At 68.9% G+C, this 24,573-nt stretch carries 22 protein-coding genes; 13 read left to right on the top strand and 9 right to left on the bottom strand.

Features of this window, described 5'->3' with window-relative positions:
- Positions 1-146 precede the first annotated feature (146 nt).
- The 5 genes from AC1DO7_RS06480 to AC1DO7_RS06460 all read left to right on the top strand — a co-directional run bounded on the left by AC1DO7_RS06480 (position 147) and on the right by AC1DO7_RS06460 (position 5,587).
- Entirely contained in the window at positions 147-791 is a 645-nt protein-coding gene (locus tag AC1DO7_RS06480; protein ID WP_441612916.1) for a TetR/AcrR family transcriptional regulator, read from the top strand.
- A 609-nt stretch (positions 792-1,400) separates the two neighbouring features.
- A complete protein-coding gene (locus tag AC1DO7_RS06475; RefSeq protein ID WP_441612917.1) occupies positions 1,401-2,246 on the top strand; it encodes a TauD/TfdA dioxygenase family protein in 846 nt (281 codons plus the stop codon).
- Positions 2,247-2,279: 33 nt separating this feature from the next.
- The gene (locus tag AC1DO7_RS06470; RefSeq protein WP_441612918.1) at positions 2,280-3,338 is read left to right on the top strand and encodes a beta-keto acid cleavage family enzyme; all 1,059 of its coding nucleotides are present in this window, start codon (positions 2,280-2,282) and stop codon (positions 3,336-3,338) included.
- A 123-nt stretch (positions 3,339-3,461) separates the two neighbouring features.
- The gene (locus tag AC1DO7_RS06465) at positions 3,462-4,454 is read left to right on the top strand and encodes a Bug family tripartite tricarboxylate transporter substrate binding protein (RefSeq protein ID WP_477115908.1); all 993 of its coding nucleotides are present in this window, start codon (positions 3,462-3,464) and stop codon (positions 4,452-4,454) included.
- Between the two features lie 158 nt (positions 4,455-4,612).
- Entirely contained in the window at positions 4,613-5,587 is a 975-nt protein-coding gene (locus AC1DO7_RS06460) for a quinone oxidoreductase family protein (RefSeq protein ID WP_441612920.1), read from the top strand.
- Here AC1DO7_RS06460 and AC1DO7_RS06455 read toward each other — a convergent pair.
- From AC1DO7_RS06455 to AC1DO7_RS06445, 3 genes are all read right to left on the bottom strand, one after another.
- Positions 5,574-6,650 (bottom strand): AraC family transcriptional regulator, encoded by a 1,077-nt coding sequence (locus AC1DO7_RS06455; RefSeq protein WP_477115907.1) that lies wholly within the window; start codon positions 6,648-6,650, stop codon positions 5,574-5,576. The two genes, AC1DO7_RS06460 and AC1DO7_RS06455, sit on opposite strands and share 14 nt — an antisense overlap.
- A 172-nt stretch (positions 6,651-6,822) precedes the next feature.
- The gene (locus tag AC1DO7_RS06450; RefSeq protein WP_441612922.1) at positions 6,823-7,374 is read right to left on the bottom strand and encodes a cytochrome b/b6 domain-containing protein; all 552 of its coding nucleotides are present in this window, start codon (positions 7,372-7,374) and stop codon (positions 6,823-6,825) included.
- Between the two features lie 34 nt (positions 7,375-7,408).
- Entirely contained in the window at positions 7,409-7,675 is a 267-nt protein-coding gene (locus tag AC1DO7_RS06445) for a PepSY domain-containing protein (RefSeq protein WP_441612923.1), read from the bottom strand.
- A 178-nt stretch (positions 7,676-7,853) separates the two neighbouring features.
- Between AC1DO7_RS06445 and arfB the strand changes: the two genes are divergently transcribed.
- From arfB to AC1DO7_RS06430, 3 genes are all read left to right on the top strand, one after another.
- The gene (gene arfB, locus AC1DO7_RS06440) at positions 7,854-8,261 is read left to right on the top strand and encodes an alternative ribosome rescue aminoacyl-tRNA hydrolase ArfB (RefSeq protein WP_441612924.1); all 408 of its coding nucleotides are present in this window, start codon (positions 7,854-7,856) and stop codon (positions 8,259-8,261) included.
- 198 nt (positions 8,262-8,459) lie between these two features.
- Positions 8,460-9,482, top strand: a complete 1,023-nt coding sequence (locus AC1DO7_RS06435; RefSeq protein WP_441612925.1) for a fatty acid desaturase — start codon at positions 8,460-8,462, stop codon at positions 9,480-9,482.
- Between the two features lie 6 nt (positions 9,483-9,488).
- Entirely contained in the window at positions 9,489-10,313 is an 825-nt protein-coding gene (locus tag AC1DO7_RS06430; RefSeq protein ID WP_441612926.1) for a phosphate/phosphite/phosphonate ABC transporter substrate-binding protein, read from the top strand.
- 14 nt (positions 10,314-10,327) lie between these two features.
- Here the strand turns inward: AC1DO7_RS06430 and AC1DO7_RS06425 are convergent, their stop codons facing one another.
- Together AC1DO7_RS06425 and AC1DO7_RS06420 are read right to left on the bottom strand one after the other, a co-directional pair.
- A complete protein-coding gene (locus AC1DO7_RS06425; protein ID WP_441612927.1) occupies positions 10,328-11,272 on the bottom strand; it encodes an alpha/beta hydrolase fold domain-containing protein in 945 nt (314 codons plus the stop codon).
- Between the two features lie 61 nt (positions 11,273-11,333).
- On the bottom strand, positions 11,334-12,008 hold the full coding sequence (locus AC1DO7_RS06420) for a TetR family transcriptional regulator (RefSeq protein ID WP_441612928.1): 675 nt from the start codon (positions 12,006-12,008) through the stop codon (positions 11,334-11,336).
- 288 nt (positions 12,009-12,296) lie between these two features.
- On the opposite strand from AC1DO7_RS06420, the gene AC1DO7_RS06415 reads away from it, so the two are divergent.
- The 3 genes from AC1DO7_RS06415 (at position 12,297) to AC1DO7_RS06405 (ending at position 18,048) form a co-directional block, all read left to right on the top strand.
- Positions 12,297-15,605, top strand: coding sequence for a bifunctional cytochrome P450/NADPH--P450 reductase (locus AC1DO7_RS06415; protein WP_441612929.1), 3,309 nt, complete (start codon positions 12,297-12,299; stop codon positions 15,603-15,605).
- 125 nt (positions 15,606-15,730) lie between these two features.
- Entirely contained in the window at positions 15,731-16,942 is a 1,212-nt protein-coding gene (locus AC1DO7_RS06410) for an MFS transporter (protein ID WP_441612930.1), read from the top strand.
- Between the two features lie 65 nt (positions 16,943-17,007).
- Positions 17,008-18,048: a GlxA family transcriptional regulator gene (locus AC1DO7_RS06405; RefSeq protein WP_441612931.1), complete on the top strand. Its 1,041-nt coding sequence runs from the start codon at positions 17,008-17,010 to the stop codon at positions 18,046-18,048.
- A gap of 28 nt (positions 18,049-18,076) precedes the next feature.
- On the opposite strand, the gene htpX is transcribed toward AC1DO7_RS06405, so the two are convergent.
- From htpX to AC1DO7_RS06385, 4 genes are all read right to left on the bottom strand, one after another.
- Positions 18,077-18,955: a protease HtpX gene (htpX, locus tag AC1DO7_RS06400; protein ID WP_441612932.1), complete on the bottom strand. Its 879-nt coding sequence runs from the start codon at positions 18,953-18,955 to the stop codon at positions 18,077-18,079.
- A gap of 187 nt (positions 18,956-19,142) precedes the next feature.
- Positions 19,143-19,529 (bottom strand): hypothetical protein, encoded by a 387-nt coding sequence (locus AC1DO7_RS06395; protein WP_477115906.1) that lies wholly within the window; start codon positions 19,527-19,529, stop codon positions 19,143-19,145.
- 156 nt (positions 19,530-19,685) lie between these two features.
- Positions 19,686-21,389, bottom strand: a complete 1,704-nt coding sequence (locus tag AC1DO7_RS06390; protein ID WP_477115905.1) for an FAD-dependent oxidoreductase — start codon at positions 21,387-21,389, stop codon at positions 19,686-19,688.
- Between the two features lie 147 nt (positions 21,390-21,536).
- Positions 21,537-23,048 (bottom strand): polyamine aminopropyltransferase, encoded by a 1,512-nt coding sequence (locus AC1DO7_RS06385; protein WP_477115904.1) that lies wholly within the window; start codon positions 23,046-23,048, stop codon positions 21,537-21,539.
- Positions 23,049-23,257: 209 nt separating this feature from the next.
- Here AC1DO7_RS06385 and AC1DO7_RS06380 point away from each other — a divergent pair, with 209 nt between their 5' ends.
- Both AC1DO7_RS06380 and AC1DO7_RS06375 read left to right on the top strand, forming a co-directional pair.
- On the top strand, positions 23,258-23,644 hold the full coding sequence (locus tag AC1DO7_RS06380) for a DUF350 domain-containing protein (RefSeq protein ID WP_441613054.1): 387 nt from the start codon (positions 23,258-23,260) through the stop codon (positions 23,642-23,644).
- Positions 23,645-23,707: 63 nt separating this feature from the next.
- Positions 23,708-24,573 (top strand): SPFH domain-containing protein (locus tag AC1DO7_RS06375; protein ID WP_477115903.1); only part of this gene is annotated, 866 nt, incomplete at its 3' end.

Genomic DNA, 24,573 nt, shown 5'->3' with positions numbered 1-24,573 from the left:
CGTGGCTTGCGCAGCGTGGACGCCATTCATGGCCTGTCTCCAATTTATAATGGTGAATATATTTTGGGCTTGTCCCCTGAGCGGACGCAACCAGTAGTTCGGGGGGGCAGGGGAAAACCACGACGAGACATAAGCGCGGGAAAGACATGACAAGACACAAGGCCCTGGCCGCGCTGGATGGCCAGCCCGGCTTCGTTCCTCCGCGCTACACCCGCGCCGGGCGGACGACAGACGCCCTTCTGAAGGCGGGGCGCGAGCTGCTGTGCGAGCGCGGGCTCGACAGCGTAACCATCCAGGAAGTGTGTGCCGCGGCGTGCGTGACMACGGGGGCGTTCTATGGGCGGTTCGACAGCAAGGAAGCGTTCTTCCGCGCCCTGCAGGCAGTGGCGGAGGAAGACTCGCGTCTCTCGATGCGGGCGCGTCTCGCCACGTTGAAGGAAGGAGAGTGGGTCCTGGAGACGGCCGTTCACGCGCTGTTGGCCGAATTGCGTCGCGTCGTGCTGCGCCACCAGGGGGTGTTGCGGGCGACGATCCTGGAAGCGCGGGGCACCGCATGGCCCCGCTTCAAGGAAGGTCGGCACGCATTCATCGAGGAGGCCTTGCCGCTGCTCGTGCCGTTGCACGGCGGAGCCGACCCGGCGCTGCTGGAGCGGCGCATCCGGATCGCCTTCCAGTTCGCCGTCGGGAGCATCATCAATGCGATGCTCAACAATCCCGGGCCACTGCGGCTGGCGAGCGGCGAATTCGATGAAGAGCTGGCGCGGGCGTTTTGCGCTTACCTGCGCGCATGACCTCCCGTGTGCCGGTCTTGCCTCAACCGGGCCCGCCACCAGGTATGCATCGGTCCGTCGATCGGGAAGTCGTTCGAGAAAGGGCAAATCAATGTCCGGCTACTGTCGGACTGGTTATTCATGGCCTGAGGCCTGAGGTCTGAAGGGCCGAAGATGCGCCGACATGCGCTGGCGGCTCGCCTCGCATCGCAGCTTCCCGGGGCGCCCGGCGGCAGGCGTCGAGCCACTCCCAATCGCGATTGCGATCCCGATTGCGCCCGGCAGTCTCACTGCGCCTGCGATCTCGCGGCCGTCCATGCGTCCCTGGCAACGAGGTAAGGCATCGGGGCCAAATGCCTTCAATCCGGCACCGCCCGGCATCGGCACGCCCCGCGCTTCGGCGTTACCGAACCTTTCTGCCCACAACGCGATACGGATTCGGCACCCGATGCGTGCCGGCTGCTTTCACGCAACGCATGGCGGCTTGTCGCGGTCTCTTCGCCGTGTCCCAAATTAGCAAATGGATGTCCCAGGAAAGCAAGCGCGGAAGTCGGGAGCCCCAGATACTCGTTCTCCAGAAGCCAGGCACTGAACTGTCCCTGGATTCACCAGACTGCAGGAGACGAGAAAATGAAAATCAGGCAAATCACCCCCGCCATCGGGGCCGAGATTTCGGAAGTTGATCTCGGCGAGGCATCGCGCGACCCGGCGCTCTTCGCCGAGATCAAGGTGGCGCTGCTCAAGCACAAGGTCCTCTTTTTTCGCAAGCAGGCCATCACGCGCGCGGAGCACGTGGCCTTCGCGAGCGGCTTTGGCAAGCTGGAAGACCATCCGGTGGTCGGCAGCGATCCGGACTATCCGGGCCTCGTGCGCGTGTACCGGAGTGACAACCCGCACAGCTACGAGAACAACTACCACTGCGACGGCCTGTGGCGCCCCAACCCCGCAATGGGGGCGGTGCTGCGCTGCATAGAATGCCCCGAGATCGGCGGCGACACCATCTGGGTGAACATGGTGAAGGCGTACGAGGAACTGCCGGAGGAGATCAAGCAGAAGATCGACGGCCTGCGGGCCAGGGCCAGCATCGAGCAAAGCTTCGGGGCTGTCATGACGCCGGAAGCGCGCGCCAGGCTGGTCCAGGAGCATCCGTCGGTGGAGCACCCCGTGGTGCGCACTCATCCGGAGACCGGCGAGAAGATCTTGTTCGTCGGCGCGGGGTTCTCGACGCACCTCACCAACTACAGCACGCCGGCGAACGTGCGCCACGGCATCGACAAGGCGCCCGGCGCCTCCTTGCTGCTCAACTACCTGATCAGCCGCGCGACCATTCCCGAATATCAGGTCCGCTGGTCGTGGCAAGAGGGCGACGTCGCGGTCTGGGACAACCGCTGCACGCAGCACTACGCACTCAACGACTACTGGCCGGCACCGCGCAAGATGGAGCGCGCCGGCATCGTGGGCGACACCCCCTGCTGATTCGCACACAGCCCCTCTTTCCGGAGAATCACCATGAATTTCCTCGACGGTCACCTTTTTCCCGAAAACCAGCAACCGCTGATCATCACGGCCGCACCTTATGCCCCGGGCTGGCTGCCCTCCGACTTCCCCGAGGACATTCCCGTCACGATGGAAGACCAGATCCAGAAGGCGGTGGACTGCTATAACGCCGGCGCCACGGTTCTGCACCTGCACGTGCGCGAACTCGATGGCAAGGGCAGCAAGCGCTTGTCGAAGTTCAATGAACTGATCGCCGGCGTGCGCAAGGCGGTGCCGGAAATGATCATCCAGGTGGGCGGCTCCATTTCCTTCGCCCCCGAGGACGAAGGCCAGGCCGCCAAGTGGCTGTCCGACGATACCCGCCACATGCTGGCCGAGCTGGATCCCACGCCGGACCAGGTCACGGTGACGGTCAACACCTCGCAAATGAACGTCACCGATCATGCGGAAGACGCGGACTTCCGGGGTACCTCGCGCGCGAATCCGGCCAGCTTCAACGCCTACAAGGAAATGACGGTGCCCGCGCAGCCAGGCTGGGTGGAGGAGCACGTCCGCCGCCTGACCGCCAAGGGTATCCAGAGCGCCTTCCAGTGCTACAACACCAACAGCTTCGAGTCTGTGGAGCGGCTGATGCGCCGCGGTTTCTACAAAGGGCCGCTGGTCATGAACTGGGTGGCGATCGGTGGCGGCATGGATACGCCCAACGCGTACAGCCTCGCCAATTTCATGCGCGGCGTGCCGGACGGCGCGGTCGTGACGGTGGAGAGCAACGTGCGAAACGTGCTCCCGGTCAACATGATGGGAATTGCCATGGGCCTGCATGTGCGATGCGGCACGGAGGACGTGCTGTGGAACCAGAGGCGTACCGCGAAACAGAGCACCGTGAAGCAGATCGAGCAACTGGTACGCATCTCGCACGAATTTGGTCGCGAGATCGCCACCGCGAAGCAAGCGCGGGAGATCAGCAAGATCGGCGTGTTCTACGACTCGGTGGAGGAGTCCTTGCAGGCCAACGGCTTCGCGCCCAACCGAAATGGCGGCACTCAGGGTTTCCTGCGCAAGACGCAGTGAGACGCCCAGCCCGCCCGCCGAGCGACGCTGCCACGCGATACGTGCTTCGCTACCGGCCACGCATGCCGATTGCGGAGACCACCCCGCATCGGTAGCGGCCGGTCCGACAGAAAGGAGACCGCAATGARACGCCTCACCAAGATTGCTAGCCAGGCCCTGGCGCTCACGTTCGCCATTGGCGCGTGGATGCCGGCCATGGATGCCGCCCAGGCCGCCGGATGGCCAGCCAAGCCTGTGCGGATACTCGTTGGCGCGCCGCCGGGCGGCACCGCGGATATCGTGGCTCGCCTCCTTGCCTATGAGTTGCAGGGCCCGCTTGGCCAGACTGTTATCGTCGACTACAAGTCTGGCGCGGCTGGCGTCGTCGCCGTCCAGGGCCTGCTGTCCGCGCCGCGGGACGGATACACATTCCTGTTGATCCAGAAGGGGATTGCCGCCGAAGTGCCGCACGCCATCAAGGTGTCCTACGATCCGTTCAAGGACATCGTGCCGATTGCCCAGCTCACCCGGCAGGGCCTCATATTCGTCGGGAACCCCGCTTTGCCCGCGAAGAATCTTGCCGAGCTGGTCACGTACATCAAGGCGAACCCGGGCAAGATCGACTACGCGAACTTTGGCATCGGCTTGCGTGGTCAGACGATCGGCGTGCAATTCAATCGTCTCGCCGGACTCGATACCGGTGCCGTCAGCTACAAGGGGTCCCCGCCCGCACTACAGGACATCATGGGCGGACAGGTGCCTCTTATGTTCGACGGCCCGGCAACGTCGTTGCCGTTCATCAAGTCCGGAAAGCTCAGGGCCTTCGCGGTGGCCTTCCCCCAGCGGATCTCCGCGCTTCCCAACGTTCCCACCTTTGCAGAGCTGGGCTATCCCGATCTCAATGAAGTGGGCTGGATGGGGCTCTGGTCGGCGCCAGGTGTGCCGCCGGCCGTGGTGGCCAAAATGCGCGAGGCCACGCTCAAGGCCATGCAATCGCCCTCGCTACGGCGAAAGATCGAAGACCTGGGTATGGAAATTGGCTCGCCGGCTACCTCGGAGGAGCTTTCAAGGGACGTGCGGGAATCCTACGAGCGCCAGGGCAAGCTATTGCGCTCGATCCACTTCACCCCGGAGTGATGACTCCCGAATCCGGTCGCCGTGCGGATGAAGTTCATTGCATACGTCGTTGCGGCGCCGGAACTCGCGACCGCCAACGCATCGCGACAAGCAGCAACTGAAAGGCAGGCAGGCGCTGGCGTCACGACGCCAGCAGGACGAGATCAACAGGAGGCAGGATGAAATCAGTACGCGTATTGCCCGGCGCCGACGGTGGTCGGCTTGCGGTGCAGGACATTCCGGTTCCGCGGCCGGGCCCCAACGAGGTGTTGGTCCGGGTGCGTGCGTCGGGGATCAACTATGGCGAGATCAAGTACATGCGGGAGCATCGTACGGGCGCCCCGATGACCGCCGGCGTCGAGTTTGCGGGCGAGGTCGAGAGCGTTGGCGACCAGGTCAGCGGTTGGCGCGAAGGCGACCGGGTCATGGGCCATGGCCGCGGCTGCCACGCCCAATATGTGGTCGCCGCCCCGCTGGCGCTGATGCCGGTCCCGGAGGATGTGTCGTGGATCGACGCGGCAGCGTTCCCCAATGTGTTCATCACCGCCCATGACGCGCTGGTCAGCAACGGTGAGCTGAAGGCCGGCGAGTCGGTGTTCATCAATGGTGCCTCGGGCGGCATCGGCATGGCCGCAATCCTGATCGCGTCGGCACTTGGCGCCCGGCCGGTGATCGCGTCTTCGAGGTCGGCGGAAAAGCTGGAGCGCCTGCGCGGCCATGGGGTGGATGTCGGCATCGATGCATCCCGCGAGCCCCAGGTCGAAGCCATCATGGCTGCCACCGGCGGCCGTGGCGTTGACGTCATCATGGATACCATTGGCGGCTCGGTCTTCGAGGACCATATCAAGAGCCTTGCGGTAAAGGGGCGCCTGGTCAATCTCGCGCGGCTGGGCGGGGCCAGCACGGCGCAGGTCGATATCAACCTGCTGTGGCTGAATCGCCTGAAGCTGATGGGTGCCACGTTCCGCACGCGCAGCGAGCAGGAGCGCGTCGAGTGCGTCCAGGCTTGCGCGCGCGATCTGCTGCCGTACTTCCGTAAAGGCAAGCTTCGCCTGCCGATCGACCGCACATTCCCGATGGATTCGATCGGTGAAGCGTACGCCTACATTGAGCGCAGTCAGCACATGGGCAAGATCGTGCTCATTGCCGACTGACGGCGGGAACCGGGCGGCGACGCCTCAGGGTTGAAGCCGCCGCATTTGCCGAATGGTCGGCCGTCTGCATGCGCCATTGCGTGACGCTGCAGCCAAAGGCGGCACGGAACCAATGGCTGAAGYTGCTCTGGTTCGAAAATCCCATCAGGCCCGCGACCTCGCCGATTGGCAGGTCGCTCTCGCGCAGGTGACGCATCACCAGCTCCGAGCGCACTTCGTCGAGCACGACCGAAAAGGTCAGCCCTTCCGCGATGAGATGGCGATGCAGCGTGCGACGATCGATGCGCAGGTGCCGCGCCACCTGCTGGGCCGTGCAGCGTCCACCCTGGAGCAGTGCCATGATCAGTTCGCGGCACGATTCGCGCATGCCGTCGCCGCGGCGCCTCAGGGCTGCGTCGAGGTAGTCGCGCGCCAGTTGCGTAGCCCCTGAGTCGTCGGGCGTGCGCGACTTGTCCAGATCGGCCGCCGCGCAGACCATGCCGTTGAACGACTGGTTGAACATCGGGTTGCGGCCAAAAAACGCGCGGTGGGCCGACATGTCGGCCGGCGGACGGTGCGTGAAGCAAATCTGTTGCGGCCGCCACTGCGGGCCGATCAGTTCGCGCAGGATGCGAAACATCATGGCCACGCTCAGTTCCATCGCCTGGCGAGTCGCCGGGCCCGGGCCGGGCAGCAGGTCTTCGCTGATGACGACGGTTTGGCCGACATCCTCGATGCGCATGATCAGGGAGGGGCTGAGCAGCTTCAGGTAACGGCACAAGGCATCGAGCGCCTGCCGTGGCGAGGGCTCTTCCTTGAGCACCAGGCTGATCGGTCCCAGGTTGGAGAACGTGCGGCGCGCCGCCAGCCGCAGCGCAAGGTCTTCCATGCCCGTGGYGCTTGCCGTGACTTCCAGCAACTCGCGCAGGGCATGGCTGGGGATGACCGCACCGGGTTCCCGGAGCAGGCGCGCCGACAGCCCCACCTTCCGAAGGAACGTCCCGGGATCACGCCCAAGCGACTCCATCAGCTCGATGTAGCCGTTCAGGCTGGCACTGCGAACAAGTCGTCCGACGTTTGGCATGGCGGTGGCTCCACGTGCGCCGACACGATTCCGGAGCTTTCGGATGGGATCAAAGAAGCGGGCGCGCGGCGGGCCGCACGAGAGAAGTATGCCTCAATGCGCGGCCTTGCCTCGTGCCGGTCCGCAGCGGTGCGGGATGGCTTCGCCTGGCCGGACGGATTCCCACGCGGGGCTAGCGAGGCGGATCGGTCCCGGGCGGATCGCCCTGACGCTTGTTGCCGGTCAGCATGGCGGCAATCAGGTTCTCGCGGTGAAGCCGTCCCATCGCGATGGCGGCCATGACATGGAGCGCGACCAGGCCCATGAGGATGTAGGCCAGCACGCCGTGCAGGCGGGTAACCCAGTCCTCGCCCCAGTAGGCGTCGAGGCGGGACATCCAGCCCGTCGCCGCCAGCGCGAGGATCAGGAACCAGAGCGCAAGCATCATCACGGCACCAAGCGGGCTATGACTGAGGTAGCGCGGCGGATGGCCCGTTGCCAGGGCCTTGCAATAGGTGGCGAGGCCGGACGGGCCCGGCACCCAGCTGGAGAACCGCGCGGGCTTGCTGCCTATCGCGCCCCAGGCCAGGCGGACGAGCACGAGGCCGGCCGCCACGTAGCCGAGATTGCGATGCAGCGGGCCGCCCGAGTCCTCGTACAGATCCCACAGGACCAGGGCCGCCACGCACCAGTGCGTGGCGCGCACGACGCGGTCCCAGACGCGAACGGAGGCGGCAGCCGTCATTGCGGCGGGACCGGCGCGCGGCTCGCTTCCCGGCTTACTTCTCGATTTCCGATTTGACCACCTCGAGCGTCTTGGTGTCGTAGTAGATCTCGGCCTTCTTGCCCTCCTTCGTGGTGCCATAGATCTCATAGCAGTTGCCGTCCACCTTGAACTTCTTGATGGTGTAGCCCTGCGCTTCGATCTTGGCCTTGGCGTCGGCCTCCTTCATCCATTCCGCCTTGGGATGGGCAACACATTTGGCGCTGGCGAAGGCGCCCGTCGAAAATGCGCCGGCCAGCAAGAGCAGGGCGATACGTTGCATAAAGGTCTCCGGAATGTGGATTGGCGCATCAGCATAGTGTGGATAAGAACGATTCGCAATACCGGGTTTCCCTTGACGCTCCCTTGGCGTTCCCTTGGCGAAGCGGGTGCCGCGAGGCGGGCCCGGCTTCGCCTCCCGACACCACGTCGACGCGCCTGGCCTTGCTATGATCCGTGCCATGGCGCCAGATATCCACATCCCCCACACCGAGTATGAGATCACCGCGATCCGCGCGCAGGGCGCCGGCGGGCAGAACATCAACAAGGTGTCCAACGCGGTGCACCTGCGTTTCGACGTGCGCGCGTCGTCGTCGCTGGACGACGACCACAAGGCACGGCTGCTGCAGCTGCATGACCACCGCATCACGCGCGATGGCGTTGTGGTGATCAAGGCGCAACAGCATCGCAGCCTGGAGATGAACCGCGAGGAAGCCGTGCGGCGCCTGCACGAGCTGGTGCGCAGCGTGGCCACGCCGCCGCGCGCGCGGCGGCCCACGCGGCCCACCTTCGGCTCACGCATGCGGCGCCTGGAGGGCAAGAACCAGCGCAGCCAGGTCAAGGCGCAGCGCGGCAAGGTGCTCGACTGAGCGCGCGGCGCGTACCCGTGCCTGCGTGCGCATATCCATATCGGCTTTCCTTCGTTCCGTTTTCCGCCACGGCGCCTAAGCTGGTCTGACATCCCCGCGCTCGCCGCCCATCGGCTTGACAGGCGGCGCGGGATGCCCTGGGTGTCCGCATCGCCTCGATTGCCGTACAGCCCGCCACCGTTCAACGATGACGCAGCCATGGCAATCTACCTGGACGACATCCAGCGCGCGGAGATCGCGCGCGCCAGCCGCGCCTGGCTCTGGCGCACCGAACTGCCGACCTGGCTGCTGATCGCGGCGGTCTACGCGGCGTGGTTCGGCACCGCGCTCAACGCGGCCCGCCTCGGCCTGCCGCTGACGGCGGCGCTGCTGACCGTCGCCACCACGTGGTACATGTCGCTGCAGCATGAAYTGCTGCACGGCCATCCCACSCGGCTGCCSTGGCTCAACGCGCTGTTCGGCGCGGCGCCGCTGGCGGTGTGGTTTCCGTACGGCCTCTACCGCCGCGAACACCTGATCCATCACGCGGCCGACCATCTCACGCACCCCGGGGCCGACCCGGAGAGCTACTTTCTGCTGCCTGGCGACTGGCAGGCGTCTGGCCCCGCGCTGCGCATGCTGCTGCGCTGGCGCAATACGATGGCCGGCCGCGTGCTGCTGGGGCCGGCGTTCGCCATCGCGCAGACGATGGCCGCCGCATGGCGACAGGTGCGCAGCGGCGAYCTGCGCGATGTGCCGATATGGCTCGCGCACCTGCTGGCGCTGGCCGCGCTGCTGGCCTGGCTCGACCGCGCGTGCGGCATCGCGCCGTGGCTGATGCTGGCGGGCGTGGCGTATCCGGCGTTGTCGCTGTCGGCGGTGCGCTCGTTCCAGGAGCACCGGCCGCATGCGCTGCCGGCGCGGCGCAGCGTCATCAACGAGGCGGCGTGGCCGTGGCGCCTGCTTTTCCTCAACAACAACTATCACCTGGTCCATCATGACTTGCCGGCAGTGCCGTGGTTCGCGCTGGGCGGCATCTATCGCACGCGCGCGCCGGGCTACCGGCGGCGCAGCGGCGGCTTCGTGGTGAAGGGCTACGGCGAATGGCTGGCGCGCTTCGCGCTGCGCCCGGCCGCGCCGGTGGTGCATCCGCTGTTCCGCGACGCGCGCCGCCATGCCGCCGCGGTGGCGGCAACGGGTACGCGCGCCGGCAATGATGCGCGCGCGCGGCTGACAGGGTGAACGCGCATGGATGACCGCAGGCACTGGGTGGCCGCGCTGCCCATGTACAACGTGACGCCCGCATTGCGCGCGGACTGGCTGGCGCTGATTGCGCGCGTGGCGGACGTGCTGGCGCGCGGGCCCGATCCGCTCTACCTGCGCGCCGTCGACCCCGGCACCACGCACGACGCGCTGCATGCGTTCTGGCGCCGCCCGGACCTGCTGCTGTCGCAGGCCTGCGGCTACCCCCTGGTGCAGGGCCTGCAGCGCCATGTGCGCGTCGTCGGCACGCCGCGGTTCGATGCGCCGGGCTGCGACGGCGAGCACTACAGCAGTGCCATCGTGGTGCGCGCCGGCGGCCCGGCCACGCTGGCGGATTGCCGCGGCTTGCGCGTGGCGTACAACGACGACGCCTCGCACAGCGGCATGAACGCCTTGCGTCATGCGGTGGCGCCGCTGGCACGCCAGGGGCGCTTTTTTGCCGCCGCGCTGCGCACCGGCTCGCACCTGGCGTCGCTCGACGCCGTGGCGCACGGCGAGGCGGACGTGGCCGCCATCGATTGCGTCACGCTGGCCTTCGTGCGCGACCACCTGCCCGCACGGCTGGCGGCGCTGCGCCAGATCGGCGGCACCGCTTGCGCGCCCGGCCTGCCGCTGGTGTGCTCGCGCCATGCGAGCCCGGCGCTGAGCGCGCGCGTGGGCGATGCGCTGGAACAGGTCATCGATGCCGAGCCGGCGCTGGCGCAACGCTTGCGCCTGCGCGGCATCGCCCGCACGGCGCTGGCGCACTACGCGCCGGTGGCGCGCATGGCGCGCGCCGCGGCAGCCGCCGGCTATGCGCGGCTGGCGTGAGCGCGCCGGCGCGCTCAGTTCCGGGTGACGCGGCTGGCGAAGGCCGCCGCATCGCCCAGCGCGCGGCGCGCCTCGGGCAGGAAGGGGTGATAGAGCTGCCAGACGTGCGGCAAGCCGCGCCAGATGTGCAACTCCGCCTGGCCGCCGGCGGCCAGGCAGCGCTCGACCAGCCGGCGCGAATCGTCGAGCAGCACTTCCTTGTCGCTGGCCTGCACATAGAGCGGCGGCAGCGTGGCCAGCGCGGCGGCATCCGCGTACAGCGGCGATGCCAGCGGCTCGGTGGCGGCGGTCTTGCCGAGATAGAGACGGGCGGCGCGTGCGATCGATTCGCCATGGAACATCACGTCGTGGCGGTCGTTGCTGCGCAGTGTTTCGCCGGTGGCGGCGAGGTCGGTCCACGGCGAGAACAGCAGCGCCCCGGCGGGCAGTGGCAGGCCGCGCGCCTGTAGCGCGAGCAGCGTCGCCAGCGCCAGCCCGCCGCCGGCCGAATCGCCGGCGATGACGATCTGCCCCGGCGCGATGCCGCGCGCCAGCAGCGCCGCATAGGCAGCGAGCGCATCGTCCAGCGCGGCGGGGAACGGATGCTCCGGCGCCAGCCGGTAGTCCAGCGAGAACGCCTGCATGCCGGTCTTGCGCGCCAGTGCGAGCGTCAGCGGGCGATGCGTCTGCGGCGTGCAGAAGTAGTAGCCGCCGCCATGCAGGTAGAACAGCGTCGGCACATCGGCCTGCGAGCCAGCCTGCAGATCAGCATGCGCACCGGCGCCTTCGCGGCGCGTCCATTCCCCAGGCAAGCCGGCGTCCCCGGAGCGCTCGATGCGCCAGCCCGCAGGCACGCGCGCATTGTGCCCGAACTGCGACATCGCCCGCCGCGCGGCGGCCACGTCGATCTGCGCGGGCGGTGGCCCGCGCTTCAGGCGCTTTCTCAATCCATAGGACAGCAACAGGTTCTGCAGGCTCATCGGCTCCTCGCTCGCTGGTCACCACTGCTTGTCGTTACCCGGCCTTGTCCTGGCGCCCCGCTCAGTGCGGCCGCCCCTGCTGCGGCTTGCGCTTGCGGCCCGCAGTGGGCGCGGCGGCCTGGACATGCGCGGGCCCGCGCTGCTGCTCCGCGGCGCCATGCAGCAGCCAGCAGATCAGCTGCTGCGATTGTTCGATGCGCTTGCGGCGCCCCTGCGCGTTGTCTTCGAGATAGTCGGTCGACAGATGGAACAGGTAGGACACCACGTAGGCGATCAGGTCGTCGATGGCCGTGCGCGGCAGCCCCGGGCAGAGTGCCAGCCGCTCGATGTCTTCCGCCGTTTCGGCGGCGATGTCGGCCAGCAGCTGGCGCACCGCGTGGCGCAGCGCCGGCTGCGGCCCGGTGCTGCCGCACACGCCGACGATAAAGGCGTCGGGGTGCGCCTCGGCGTAGGCGAAGAAGGCCTCGCAGCAACGCGTGGCGACCTCGCCGGGATTGTCGCGCGCCGCGGCCCAGCGCACCGCGCGCAGCATCGGGCGCAGCTCGTTGCTGACCTCGGCCACGGCCGTCAGTGCCAGTTCTTCCATATCGGCGAAATGGCGGTAGAAGGTGTTGGGATTGAGGCCCGCTTCGCGCGCAAGCTCGCGCAGGCCGAGGCCGGCGAAGCTGCGCCGCGCGGCGGCAAGGCGCAGCGCGGCGTCGATCAGTTTGCGTTTGCCGGCGGCAACGTCATCCATGGTATCGGTCTGAAAAATTGAGGCTGGGATAGCGCAAGCATATCCGGAGCGGGCCGGGCACGGCCTGTTGCGCGATCCTGTTGCGCGATCCTGTTGCGTGATCCTGTTGCACGAGGCCGTTGCGAAAAACCGTTTGGAATTGACACTCGGCATACATTCGTCTACTTTGCTGCAAAAGTAGACGCTTGTCTACGTCCAAGAACGAAGACACACGAGACACGCGCGGCCCGCGGGCCGCCCGGCACAACCCCGGCGCCTTGCGCGCCGACTTCGAACGGTGACCTGAACATGCAGCCAGTCTCCAACCCGGCTTCCGTCTCCGCCGCTACCGGTTCCGCCGCGGCTGCCGCGCCGGTGACGCGCGCGCTCGAGCCCATCCCGCAGGCGCCCGGCTGGCCGGTGGTCGGCAATCTCCTGCAGGTCACGCCCGGCATGGTCGCGCAGCACCTGCTAGCGCGCAGCCGCGAGTTCGACGGCATCTTCGAGCTGAACTTCGCCGGGCGGCGCGTGGCCTTCATCTCCGATGCAGAGCTGGTGGCGGAGCTGTCCGACGGCCAGCGCTACCGCAAGCTGATCGGCCCGCCGCTGTCCTACCTGCGCGAGGTGGGTGGCGACGGCCTGTTTACCGCCGACCACGACGAGGAGAACTGGGGCCGTGCGCACCGCATCCTGATGCCGGCCTTCAGCCAGCGCGCCATGAAGGGCTACTTCGACGTGATGCTGCGCGTGGCCGAGCGCCTGGTCGGCAAATGGGACCGGCAAGGCCCCGGCGCCGACATCGCCGTGGCCGACGACATGACCCGCCTCACGCTGGACACCATCGCGCTGTCGGGCTTCGGCTACGACTTCGATTCCTTCGCCAGCGAAAAGCTGCATCCCTTCATCGACGCCATGGTGGGCGCGCTCGAAGAGGCCATGGGCAAGCTCACGCGCTTCGCCATCAAGGACAAGTTCATGCATGCGGCGCACCGCAAGTTCGCCGCCGATGTCGGCTTCATGCGCGAGCTGGTGGACGACGTGGTCAGGCAGCGCCGCGCGGCGGCCGCGCAGGGCCAGGCGCCCGCGCCCGACCTGCTCAACCTGATGCTCGACGCGCGCGATCCCGAGACCGGCGAACGCCTGGACGACGTGAATATCCGCAACCAGGTCATCACCTTCCTGATCGCCGGGCACGAGACCACCAGCGGCATGCTCACCTTCGCACTGTACGAGCTGCTGCGCAACCCGGGCGTGCTGGCGCAGGCCTATGCCGAAGTGGACGCCGTGCTGCCCGGCGACGCGCCGCCGGTCTATGCCGACCTGGCCCGCCTGCAGGTGATCGACCGCGTGCTCAAGGAAACGCTGCGGCTGTGGCCCACCGCGCCGGGCTTCTCGGTGGCGCCGTTCGAGGACACCGTGCTGGGCGGACGCTACCTGATCCAGAAGAACCGGCGCGTGTCGGTGGTGCTTACCGGCCTGCATCGCGACCCCAAGGTATGGGAGGATCCCGATCGCTTCGATATCGACCGCTTCCTGCCGGAGAACGAGGCGCGCATCCATCCGCATGCCTACAAGCCGTTCGGCAACGGCGAGCGTGCCTGCATCGGGCGCCAGTTCGCGCTGACCGAGGCCAAGCTGGCGCTCGCGCTGATGCTGCGCAACTTCCAGTTCAGCGATCCGCACGACTACCAGTTCCGCATCAAGGAAACGCTCACGCTCAAGCCGGACGCCTTCACGCTGCGCGCGCGCCGCCGCCGTCCGCACGAGCGCATCGTGGCCGCCGCCGCGAGCGTGGCCGGCGTGCAGGCCGGGCGCCCGGCGGTGCAGGGCGACGGCCTGCCGCTGGCGGTGCTGTGCGGCTCCAGCCTGGGCACCGCGCGCGAACTGGCCGAGCAGATCCACGCCGGCGCGCTGCAGGCCGGCTTCGCCGCCACGCTGCGCGACCTCGACGACGCGGTGGACGCGCTGCCCACCGAAGGACTGGCGGTGATCGTGGCGGCCACCTACAACGGGCGCGCGCCCGATTCGGCGCGGCGCTTCGAGGCCATGCTCGACCGGCGGCGGGCGGACTCGCTGCCGGGTTCCGGCGCGGACTATCGCGCGCCGGGCCTGCGCTTTGCCTTGCTCGGCTGCGGGAACTCGCAGTGGTCCACGTACGAGGCCTTCCCCAAGCGCCTCGACGATTTCTTCGGCGCGGCCGGCGCCATGCCGCTGCTGCCGCGCGGCGAAGCCGACGGCAACGGCGACTTCGATCACGCCGCCGAACTGTGGCTCGCGGCGCTGTGGCAATCGCTGCAGGCCTTGCGCCTGGCGCAGGGAGCGGACGTGACGGATGCGGCCGCGGCGGGCGGCGTCGAAGTGCGGCTGCGCGATATCGCGGCCATTCGCGCCGGCACGCTGCCGCCGTCCACGCAGGCCTTTACCGTGCTCGCCAATACCGAACTGGTCAACGATCCCGCCGGCCTGTGGGATTTCGCGCAGGAAGCACCGCGCACGTCCACGCGCGATATCCGCCTGCAGCTGCCGCCCGGCGCACGCTATGCCACCGGCGACCACCTCGCGGTCTATCCGCAGAACCAGCCGGCGCTGGTGCAAGACCTGTGCGCGCGGCTCGACCTCGATCCCGATGCGATGGTGACGCTGTCCGCCGCGCATGCTGCCGCCGCGCGCGGCTTGCCGCTGGAAGAGGCGCTGCCGGTGCGCGAGCTGCTCACGCATTTCATCGAACTGCAGGACGTGGTGTCGCGCCAGACCTTGCGCACGCTGCTGCAATACACGCGCTGCCCGTTCACGCGCGCCGCGCTCGAGCGCCTCGCTTCGGACGACCCTGCGGAAGGCTATGCGGCCAGGGCGAGCGCGCAGCGCCTTGGGCTGGTGGATGTGCTGGTGCGCCATCCGGCCATCGAGCTGACCTTGCCGGGCTTGCTGGCCTGCACCGTGGCGATGCGGCCGCGCTTCTATTCCATCGCCTCGTCGCCCGCGGTGTCGCCCGATGTGGCCACCATCACGGTCGGCACGGTCTGGTCGCCCGCGCTGTCGGGGCGCGGCGTCTTTCGCGGGGTGGCTTCCACCTGGCTGCAGGGCCTCGGGCCCGGCGCGGTGGTGGCTGCCCATATCCGCACGCCGAACCCGCCGTTCGCGCCCGATGCCGACCCCGCCAGGCCGATGATCCTGGTCGGCCCGGGCACCGGCATCGCGCCGTTCCGCGGCTTCCTGGAAGAACGCGCCGCGCAGAAGGCCGCGGGCACGCAGGTTGGCGTCAGCCAGTTCTACTACGGCTGCCGCCATCCGCAACACGACTGGCTGTACCGCGACGACATCGCGCGCTGGCAGGACGCGGGCGTGGTGCAGGCGCATGCGGCGTACTCGACCGGCAGCGCGCCGGACCAGCGCTTCGTCCAGCATCTGCTATGGCGCGACCGCGCCGCCGTGTGGACGATGCTGCAGGAAGGCGCGGCGCTCTACGTGTGCGGCGACGGACGGCAGATGGCGCCGGCGGTGCGGCGCACGCTGATCGAGATCGCGGCGCAGCAGGGCGGCATGGCAGAGGCGGCGGCGTCGGACTGGCTGGCCGGCATGGTGGCGCAGGGGCGCTACAGGCAGGACGTCTTCAACTGACCGGCTGGCCCGCCCGGGAATCCGCCCGCGCCGCATGGCAGAAATCTGCGGATCATTGTCAGCCGGCGTGGCGGCGCTTTCCCTACGCTCGGTGTCATCCCCAACGCCCTTCACCGGAGCGCCCGATGACACCTTCCGCGCTATCGCAAGCCCGGCTCCTGGCGGTCTGCCAGGCCCTGTTTACCTCGGCCCTCTCGGTCGACCTCACGCTTACCGGCCTGGTCGGCTACACGCTCGCGCCGGACAAGGCGTTGGCCACCTTGCCGTTCGCGCTGATCACCGTGGCCTCCGCCGTCACCGCCATCGCGGCGGCCTTCCTGATCGAGCGCCTGGGCCGCCGCGTGGCGTTCTGCCTGGGCGGGCTGGCCTGCTGCGCCGGCGGCCTGGTGTCGGTATGGGCCATCTCGCACCATGACTTCGTCGCGTTCTGCGTTGGCACCGCGCTGGTCGGCGTGTTCCAGGCGTTCGCGCGCTTCTACCGGCTCGCCGCCGCCGACGCCGCCGCGCCTGCGGACAAGCCGCGCGTGATCTCCACCGTACTGACCGGCGGCGTGGTGGCGGCGGTCTGCGGCCCGGCCATCGCCGCGTGGAGCAGCGACCTGATGGCAGCGCAGCCATTCGCCGGCGCCTACGCGGTGGTGGCCGTGTTCGGGCTCGCCACCGTGCTCCTGCTGGCGCTCGCTTATCGCGACGCGCCGGCCCACGTTGTGGTGCAGGCGCAACGCGCGGAGGCCGCGCTGCCCGCGCGCCCGCTCGCGGAGATCGCGCGCCAGCCGCTGTTCCTGGCGGCCTTCGCCAACAACGGCATTGGCAACGCGGTCATGATGTTCGTGATGACGGCCACCCCCATCGCCGCGGTGGCGTGCAGCCACACCATCACGCAAGGCGCGCAGATCATCGAGTGGCACCTGGTCGGCATGTATGCGCCGTCGTTCTTCTCCGGCTGGCTGCTGCAGCGCTTCGGCCGCGGGCCGATGCTGATGTGCGGCATCGCGCTCGCTGCGACGGGTTCGCTGGTGGCGCTGGCGTCCACGGCGCTGCCCGCGTTCTACGTGGCCCTGCTGTGCCTCGGCGTGGGCTGGAACTTCATGTTCGTCGGCGGCACCACCTTGCTGGCCGAGACCTATCGCCCCGCGGAGCGCGCGCGTACCCAGGCGCTGGCCGAGTTCTCCGCCGCCGTGCTGACCGCGCTCGCGACGCTGGCTGCCGGGCAGGTGCTGTACCGCTACGGCTGGCAGGCAGTGAACCTGGCCGTGTTGCCGGCGCTGGCCGTGGCGCTGGCGATCACGCTGGGCTGGCAGCGCGGCGTCGCGCGCCGGGCGGTGCTGGCGGGATGAACGCGCGCGCCGGTATGATCGGCAGGCCACCCACTGCCCCAGGCTCCCGCCGCGGAGCGACTGCCATGCCAGCCAGCCTTGCCTTGCCGGACGATCCGCCACGCAGCGTGGTGATCGTCGCGCCGGATCCGGCGCAGGAACTCGACGTGACCGGGCCGAGCGCGGTGTTCGGCCACGCCAACCGGCTCGAAGGCAGGCGCGGGCCCGCCTACGACATCCGCATCGCCAGCGTGAGCGACGACGGCGTGGTGCGTACCGAAAGCGGCATCCGGCTGCTGGCCGACGCGCCCTACCACCGCATCGCGCAGACGCTGCCGGGACCCATCGATACCTTGCTGATCGCCGGCGGCTCCGGCCACCGCACGGCGGCCACCGACGCGCGCCTGATCGACTGGATCCGCGCGCAGGCGCCGCATGTGCGCCGCCTCGGTGCCGTCTGCACCGGCGCCTTCATGCTGGCGAATACCGGGCTGCTCGACGCGCGCCGCGCCACCACGCACTGGCGCCACGCCGCGCGGCTGGCCGCGCAGCACCCGCAGGTGGAGGTCGATCCCGACCCGATCTGGATCCGCGCCGGCGACCTCTATACCTCGGCCGGCGTCACCGCCGGCATGGACCTGGCGCTGGCGCTGGTGCAGGACGATCTCGGCCACGCCGCCTCGCTGGCGGTGGCGCGCGAGCTGGTGCTGTTCCTGCAGCGCCCGGGCAACCAGGCGCAGTTCTCCACCATGCTGCAGGCGCAGAGCGCGCAGAACCCGGAACTGCGCGAGTTGCAGGGATGGATGGCGCAGCACCTGGCGCGCGACCTGTCGGTGCCGGTGCTGGCCGAGCGCGTGGCGATGAGCCCGCGCAATTTTGCCCGCGTGTTCGCGCGCCAGGTCGGGGAGACGCCGGCGCGCTACGTGGAGCGTTTGCGGGTGGAGGCGGTGCGGCGCCTGCTAGAGGAAGACGGCCGGCGCCTGGAAGGCATCGCGCATGCCACCGGCTTCGCCAATGCCGACGTGATGCGGCAGGCCTTCCAGCGGCATATGCAGACCACGCCCGAGCGCTACCGGGCGGCGTTCCGGGCGTGCCCCGCAACGAGCCTGGCGGCTGCGCCAGCCTAGAGCGGCCGGCGCGTCGCCAGGCGCGCGTTCAGCCGCGGGACTGCAGCGCGGCGATGCGCTGCTCGATCGGCGGGTGGCTGGAGAACAGCGACAGCCACGACTTGCCGCCGGCGATGCCCATGGCCTGCATGTTCTGCGGCAGGCCTTCGGGCTCCAGGCCGCCGAGGCGGCGCAGCGCCGCCACCATCGGCGTCGGCGAGCCCATCAGCTTCGCCGCGCCGGCGTCGGCGCGGTATTCGCGATGGCGCGAGAAGGTGGCGACGATGATGCTGGCCAGCACGCCGAACACGATCTCGCACACCACCACGGTGATCATGTAGCCGATGCCGGGGCCGCTCGATTCCTCGTCGTTCTTGCGCAGCATCGAATCCACGAAATAGCCGACCACGCGCGCCAGGAAGATCACGAAGGTGTTCACCACGCCCTGGATCAGCGTGAGCGTGACCATGTCGCCGTTGGCGATGTGGGCCACTTCGTGCGCCAGCACGGCCTCCACTTCGTCGTGCGACATGGTCTGCAGCAGGCCGGTGGACACGGCCACCAGCGAGCTGTTCTTGGTCGCGCCGGTGGCGAAGGCGTTGGGTTCGCCTTCGTAGATGGCGACCTCGGGCATCGGCAGGCCGGCGCGCTGGGCCAGCCTCTGCACGGTCTGCACCAGCCAGACTTCGGTACTGTTGCCGGGCTGTGTGATGACCTGGGCGCCGGTGGACCACTTGGCGATCATCTTGGACATCAGCAGCGAGATGAACGAGCCGCCGAAACCCATCAGGGCGGCGAACGCCAGCAGCATGCCCAGGTTGAGCCCGTTGCCGGTGAGGAATCGGCTCACCCCGAGCAGGCTGGCGGTGAAGCTGAGGACAAGCATGACGGCGAGGTTGGTCGCCAGGAAGAGCAGGACGCGTTTCATTTTTGGTCTGTGAGGAAAGTCGGTCGAATCAAAGGGAAAAACGGCAAAACGGGCACTGGCACCTCGCACGGGCGCGGACAGCGCGGCAATGCGCGGATGACGCACACGCGGCACGCCTCGGATGGCGCGCCGGTGCTGACGGCGAGGTGCGGGAAACGAGGCGCGCGCCAGGACGGCGCGCCGGGGCTCAGGCGCTTGGCGGGCGCTGCTGGAGGGGGAGGTCGGGGTCGGGCAGCAGGCCCGGGCGGTGCAGCGGCGCGCCGCTGCGCGCCAGGCCGGCGGCCACGCGCAACGGCGCGGCGGGCAGCAGGGATTCGGCGAGGTCGGCGCCGCCCTGGGACGGATCCTTGGCGTCGCTGCCGTCGTGGTCGGCCTGGTCAAAGGCCGTTGCGGCAAAGACCGCGGGCGACCCGCGGTCCTGATCCGCACCGCCGGCCGCCACGGCGCACGCATGCTGCGTCCGGTCGGCAGGCAATCCGGTGTTGCCGCTTGCGCACACGCTAGCGCCTGCCCAGCTCTGGAAGGGCATGACGGCAAGCATCAGGAGCAGCAACAGCAAGCGAATGGGGCGCACGGAAAATACGTCTGGTTCGGAATCGTGGAATCGAATCGTGAATCGCAGTGTTCGACACGAAACCGTGCCAGGAATTCTACAGGATGCGGCATTCGCAGCGGTGCTGCCATCCCCGGTGGCGCAAGCCGCACTTGGATCGCTGGACCGGCCAGCGGTTCAGCCGAGGATCTTCTGCGCGGCACGCGTGCCCCACCAGGCAGCTTCCTCGAATACCGACAGGCCGGACAGGTCGGCGTGCGCGAACAGGATGCGGCCGTCGGCCGCGCGCAGCGCCGCGCTGCCGGCATTGGAGAGGAAGCCGGTGCGCGGCGAGGCCATGGCATGGCCGCGCACGGTGATCTCCACCGCATCCGCGTGGCGCCAGAAGGCGCGGCCGTAGACGGCGTGCAGGTCGGCGGTGGCATAGTCCATCAGCTCGGCGGGGCTGGCCCCGGCGAGCCAGCCGCGCACATCCGCAGGCGCGCGGGGAGCCGTACCCGTTGATGCGGCCGGGTCCAGCGGACAGTAGGCAGTGAAGACGGTGGCCGCCGGCATGGCCTGGCGGATCAGCTGGTGCGTGCTGACCACATAGCCCAGCCCGCGCCCGCCGTGGACCACGTTGTCCCAGGCCAGCGGCACGCCCGGCTGCTCGGGCGGGAAGCCGCGCAGGCGGAAGCTCGAGACCAGCCACGGCGCGCTGGGCGGAAGGTGCCGGGCGGGGTCGAAGCCGAACGCGCCAAGTTGCGCCACATGGGTGGCCACGTGCAGCGGCATGGCGCAGATCACGCGGCGCGCGCGGATGCGATACAGCCGCGGCGCGCCGGCCGCTCCGCCGCCGGGCCACCGCGCGCACAGCACCTCCACCTCGCGGCCTTGCTCGCGTACCTGCACGGCCATGCCAGGCCGGCGCCAGGGCCCGGCCCCGGCGCCGGCGCGGTGCGCATCGATGCGCGCCGACAGCCGCGTCACCAGCGTGTGCAGGCCGTCGGGCCAGGTCAGCACGGCGCCGTCGGCGGCGTTGGCGGCATGGCCGGCGCGGCTGGCGAAGTAGTACACGCCCGCCCAGGCCGAGATCACGTCATGGCCGGCGCCGTAGTCGTMGCGGCAGCAGTAGTCCACATAGCCATGCAGCGTCGGCGAGGTAAAGCCCTCGGCGCTCATCCACTGGCGCATGCTCTGCCGGTCCAGCGCGGTCCAGGCCGGGTCCTGCGAGGCGAGCGCCAGCGGAATCGCGAAGGCCTTGCGGCCGTCGCTGCCGCGCGCGTCCTTGAGCCGCTCCATGCGCGCCAGGAAGCGCGCGTGCTGCGCCGCCTCTGCCGGCGCCACGGCCTCGCTGGGCAGCAGGCCGTCGTGCCACTTGCCATCGAAGAACAGGCGTTCGTCCGGGGCATGCACCAGCGCGCGCTCGTCGAACTCCGGGCGCGGCGCGAACGGATCGCGCGCGATCACGCCGGTGTCGGCCAGCATCTCGCGGATGTGGACGGATTCCAGCGAGGGCAGGGGCAGGTAATGCGCGCCGCGCGGAAACGCCAGCTCGCCGAAGCTGCCCCCCGCCGCGTTGCCACCGAACTCCGGGCCCTCCACCAGCACGAAGTCGCGCATGCCCGCGCGCGCCAGTTGCCAGGCCGCGCTGAGCCCGGCCACGCCGCCGCCGAGAATGGCGACATCGGTCACGATCTCTTCCTGCGGCGCCGTCCAGCTCGCGGCGTCCCGCAGCGCATGGCCCTCGGCCATGCCCGGGCGCAGCACCATGGGCGCCGGCTCGCGCAGGCCGACCCCGGCCAGGAAGCGGCGCGCCTCGTCGCCGAGCTGGTCGCAGCCGGCCAGCAGGCCGGTGCCGGCGGCGCCCGCGGCAGCGATCAGGAAGCGGCGGCGGTCCATGCTCTCTCCCTGTGAGCGCCCGCACGGGTTGGTCCGGCAGCGCAGCGACGATGAAGCGAAGCTGTCCTGGCCCGGCGCGCGACCGCAGGCAGGACAAGCGGCACGGCAAGGCCGCGCGACGTCGCCAGGATCACGCTGAGGGTGCCGCTAGCGGATGACATTGCGCCAGTCCTGCTCGAAATCGTGCACCAGCGTCTGCTCGTTGAGCCGGTTCGGGCGCGCCTCGCGCGGCGCCATGTCGGCGGGGAAGCAGAACATCAGCGCGGTGCTGTCGGCATCGAGGAACCTGAGCGGCACGTCGTAGCTGGCCGGCGGCGTGTAGTCGGCGCGCTTGCCGGCCAGGATGAAGCCCCATTCGCCGAAGGACGGCACATAGGCGTGGTACGGCCAGGTGTGCAGCCCGGCCTCGCGCAGCGTGGCGTCGATGTCCCAGAACGAGCGCGGCGCGAAGTACGGCGAGGTGGACTGCACCACCGCATAGCCCTTCTCGGCCAAATGGTGCGAGAGCAGCTTGTACATCGGCACCGAGTACAGCTTGCCGAGGCCGAAGTTGGACGGGTCGGGCAGGTCGACGACGATGGCGTCGAACATGTCGTCGTGCTGCTCCAGCCACTGCGCGGCATCGGCGTTGACCACCTGCACGCGCGCGTCCTTGAGCGAGCCCTGGTTGAGCGCCACCAGCGGCGCGCTGCGCGAGAACAGCGTGGTCATGGCGGGGTCCAGGTCCACCAGCGTGATGTGTTCGATATTGCGGTGCTTGAGGATCTCGCGCACCGCCAGGCCGTCGCCGCCGCCGATCACCAGCACGCGCCGCGCCCACGGCAACGACTGCAGCAGCGGATGCACCAGCGCCTCGTGGTAGCGGTGCTCGTCGCGCGAGGAGAACTGCAGGTTGCCGTTGATGTAAAGGCGCAGGTCGTCCTTCCAGCGCGTGATCACCAGGCGCTGGTAGGGCGTGCTTTCGCTGTGGATGATCTCGTCGCCGAACATGCCGCGCTCTGCCCAGTGCGTGAGGCGCCCCGAGCCGGCGAAGCCGCCCGCCAGCAGCACCAGCACCAGCGAGGCGCGCAGCATGCGCGGCACCGCCGCCTTGAGTTCGTCGCGGAAGATATGGATGGTGACCAGCGCCACGCCGGCATTGAGCATGCCGAACAGGAAGCCCGTGCGCGACAGGCCCAGGCGCGGCGCCAGCACCAGCGGGAACACCAGCGACACCGCCAGCGCGCCGAGGTAGTCGAAGGTGAGCACGCGGCTGACCAGCTCGCTGAAGGCGGTGCGGCGCGCGTTGAGCACGCGCATCACCAGCGGGATCTCCATGCCCACCAGCACGCCCAGCACGAACACCAGCGCATAGAGCGCGGTGCGGAACGGCGCCGACAGCCAGGCGAACACCACGAACAGCAGCGCCGCCGAGACCCCGCCGATCAGCCCGATCAGGATCTCGATATCGATGAAGCGCGCCAGCACATCCTCGTCCTTCACGTAGCGCGACAGCCACGAGCCCACGCCCATGSCGAACAGGTAGCAGCCGATGATGGAAGAGAACTGGAGGATGGAGTCGCCCAGCAGGTAGCTGGACAGGGCGCCGGCGATCAGCTCGTAGCCGAGCCCGCAGGACGCCACGATCAACACCGAAAGAACAAGGGTACGGTCGCGCATCGGTTCAGGGACGATTCAGGAGCGGTCGGCGGGCGAGCAGGGCGGGTGGAAGGGGAGCGGCGCAGGCGCAGGCGTGGGCGCGTGCCGGCGCCCGGCGGATTGCAAATTGTTGCGATGAGCGGAAATGGACAACGATATACTTGAGCGCCACGCGCTACAGCGCTGCCGTTTGGTCGCGGCGCCGCGGAATCCGCCGGAGAACATCGATGATGCAAGGCATCTACGCGTACGTGCTGCACCTGCTGGCCGGCCTTGCCCTGTTGGCCGTGTTCGTCGGAGTCTACACCAGGATCACGCCGTTCCGCGAGTTCGCGCTGATCCGCCAGGGCAACCTCGCGGCGGCGCTTTCGCTGTCCGGCGCGATGTTCGGTTTTTGCTTCACGCTGTCGTCCAGCATCCAGCACAACGACACCTTCGTGATGTTCCTGGTGTGGGCGGTGGGAGCCATGCTGGTGCAGGCGCTGGCCTATGCGGGCCTGGCGCGCGCACTGCCCGACATGGATGCGGCCATCGAGTCGAACAACGTCGGCATGGGCGGCCTGATGGGCGCCATTTCGGTGGTGGTCGGCGCCATCAATGCGGCGTGCCTGTCGTGACGCGCGCGGACCAACGCCCTTCCTGAACCTGCCCGCATATTGCCGAGAAACCTGGGGATCGCCATGAGCATCGGATCGTTCATCAAGAAGCAGTTCATCGACATCATCCAATGGACCGAGGACAGCGACGGCGTGCTGGCCTGGCGCCATCCGATGGAGGACATGGAGATCCAGTACGGCGGCAGCCTGACCGTGCGCGAATCGCAGATGGCGGTGTTCGTCAACGAAGGCAAGATCGCCGACGTGTTCGGGCCTGGCATGTACAAGCTCACCACGCAGACGCTGCCGGTGCTGACCTACCTGAAGAACTGGGACAAGCTGTTCGAGTCGCCCTTCAAGTCCGATGTGTATTTCTTCAGCACGCGCCTGCAGATCGGCCGCAAGTGGGGCACGGCGCAGCCGGTCACCATCCGCGACGCCGATTTCGGCATGGTGCGGCTGCGCGCCTTCGGCCTGTATTCGTACAAGATCGCCGATGTCGCGAAGTTCTATGCAGAGATCAGCGGCACGCGCGCCGAATATACGCGCGACGAGGTGGAGGAGCAGCTGCGCAACCTGCTGATCGCCACCATGACGTCCACGCTCGGCGGCGCCTCGGTGCCCTTCCTCGACATGGCCGCCAACCAGGCGCTGATGTCGCAGACCATCCGCGAGCGGCTGGCGCCCGAGTTCGAGCGCTACGGCGTGGCGCTGGACAACTTCGCGGTGACCAATGTGTCGCTGCCGGAAGAGCTGCAGAAGGCCATCGACACCCGCATCTCGATGGGCATGATGGGCGATATGGCCAGGTACACGCAGTACCAGGTGGCCAGCTCGATCCCGCTGGCCGCGCAGAACGAGGGCGGCGTGGCGGGCCTGGGCGCGAGCCTGGCGGCCGGCGCCGTGATGGGCCAGGCGATGGCTGGCGGGCTCGGCGCCGCCGCCGCGCC

It is taken from the genome of Cupriavidus sp. 05N40, from assembly GCF_056397305.1.
This window is presented reverse-complemented; position numbering and strand designations above follow the sequence as displayed.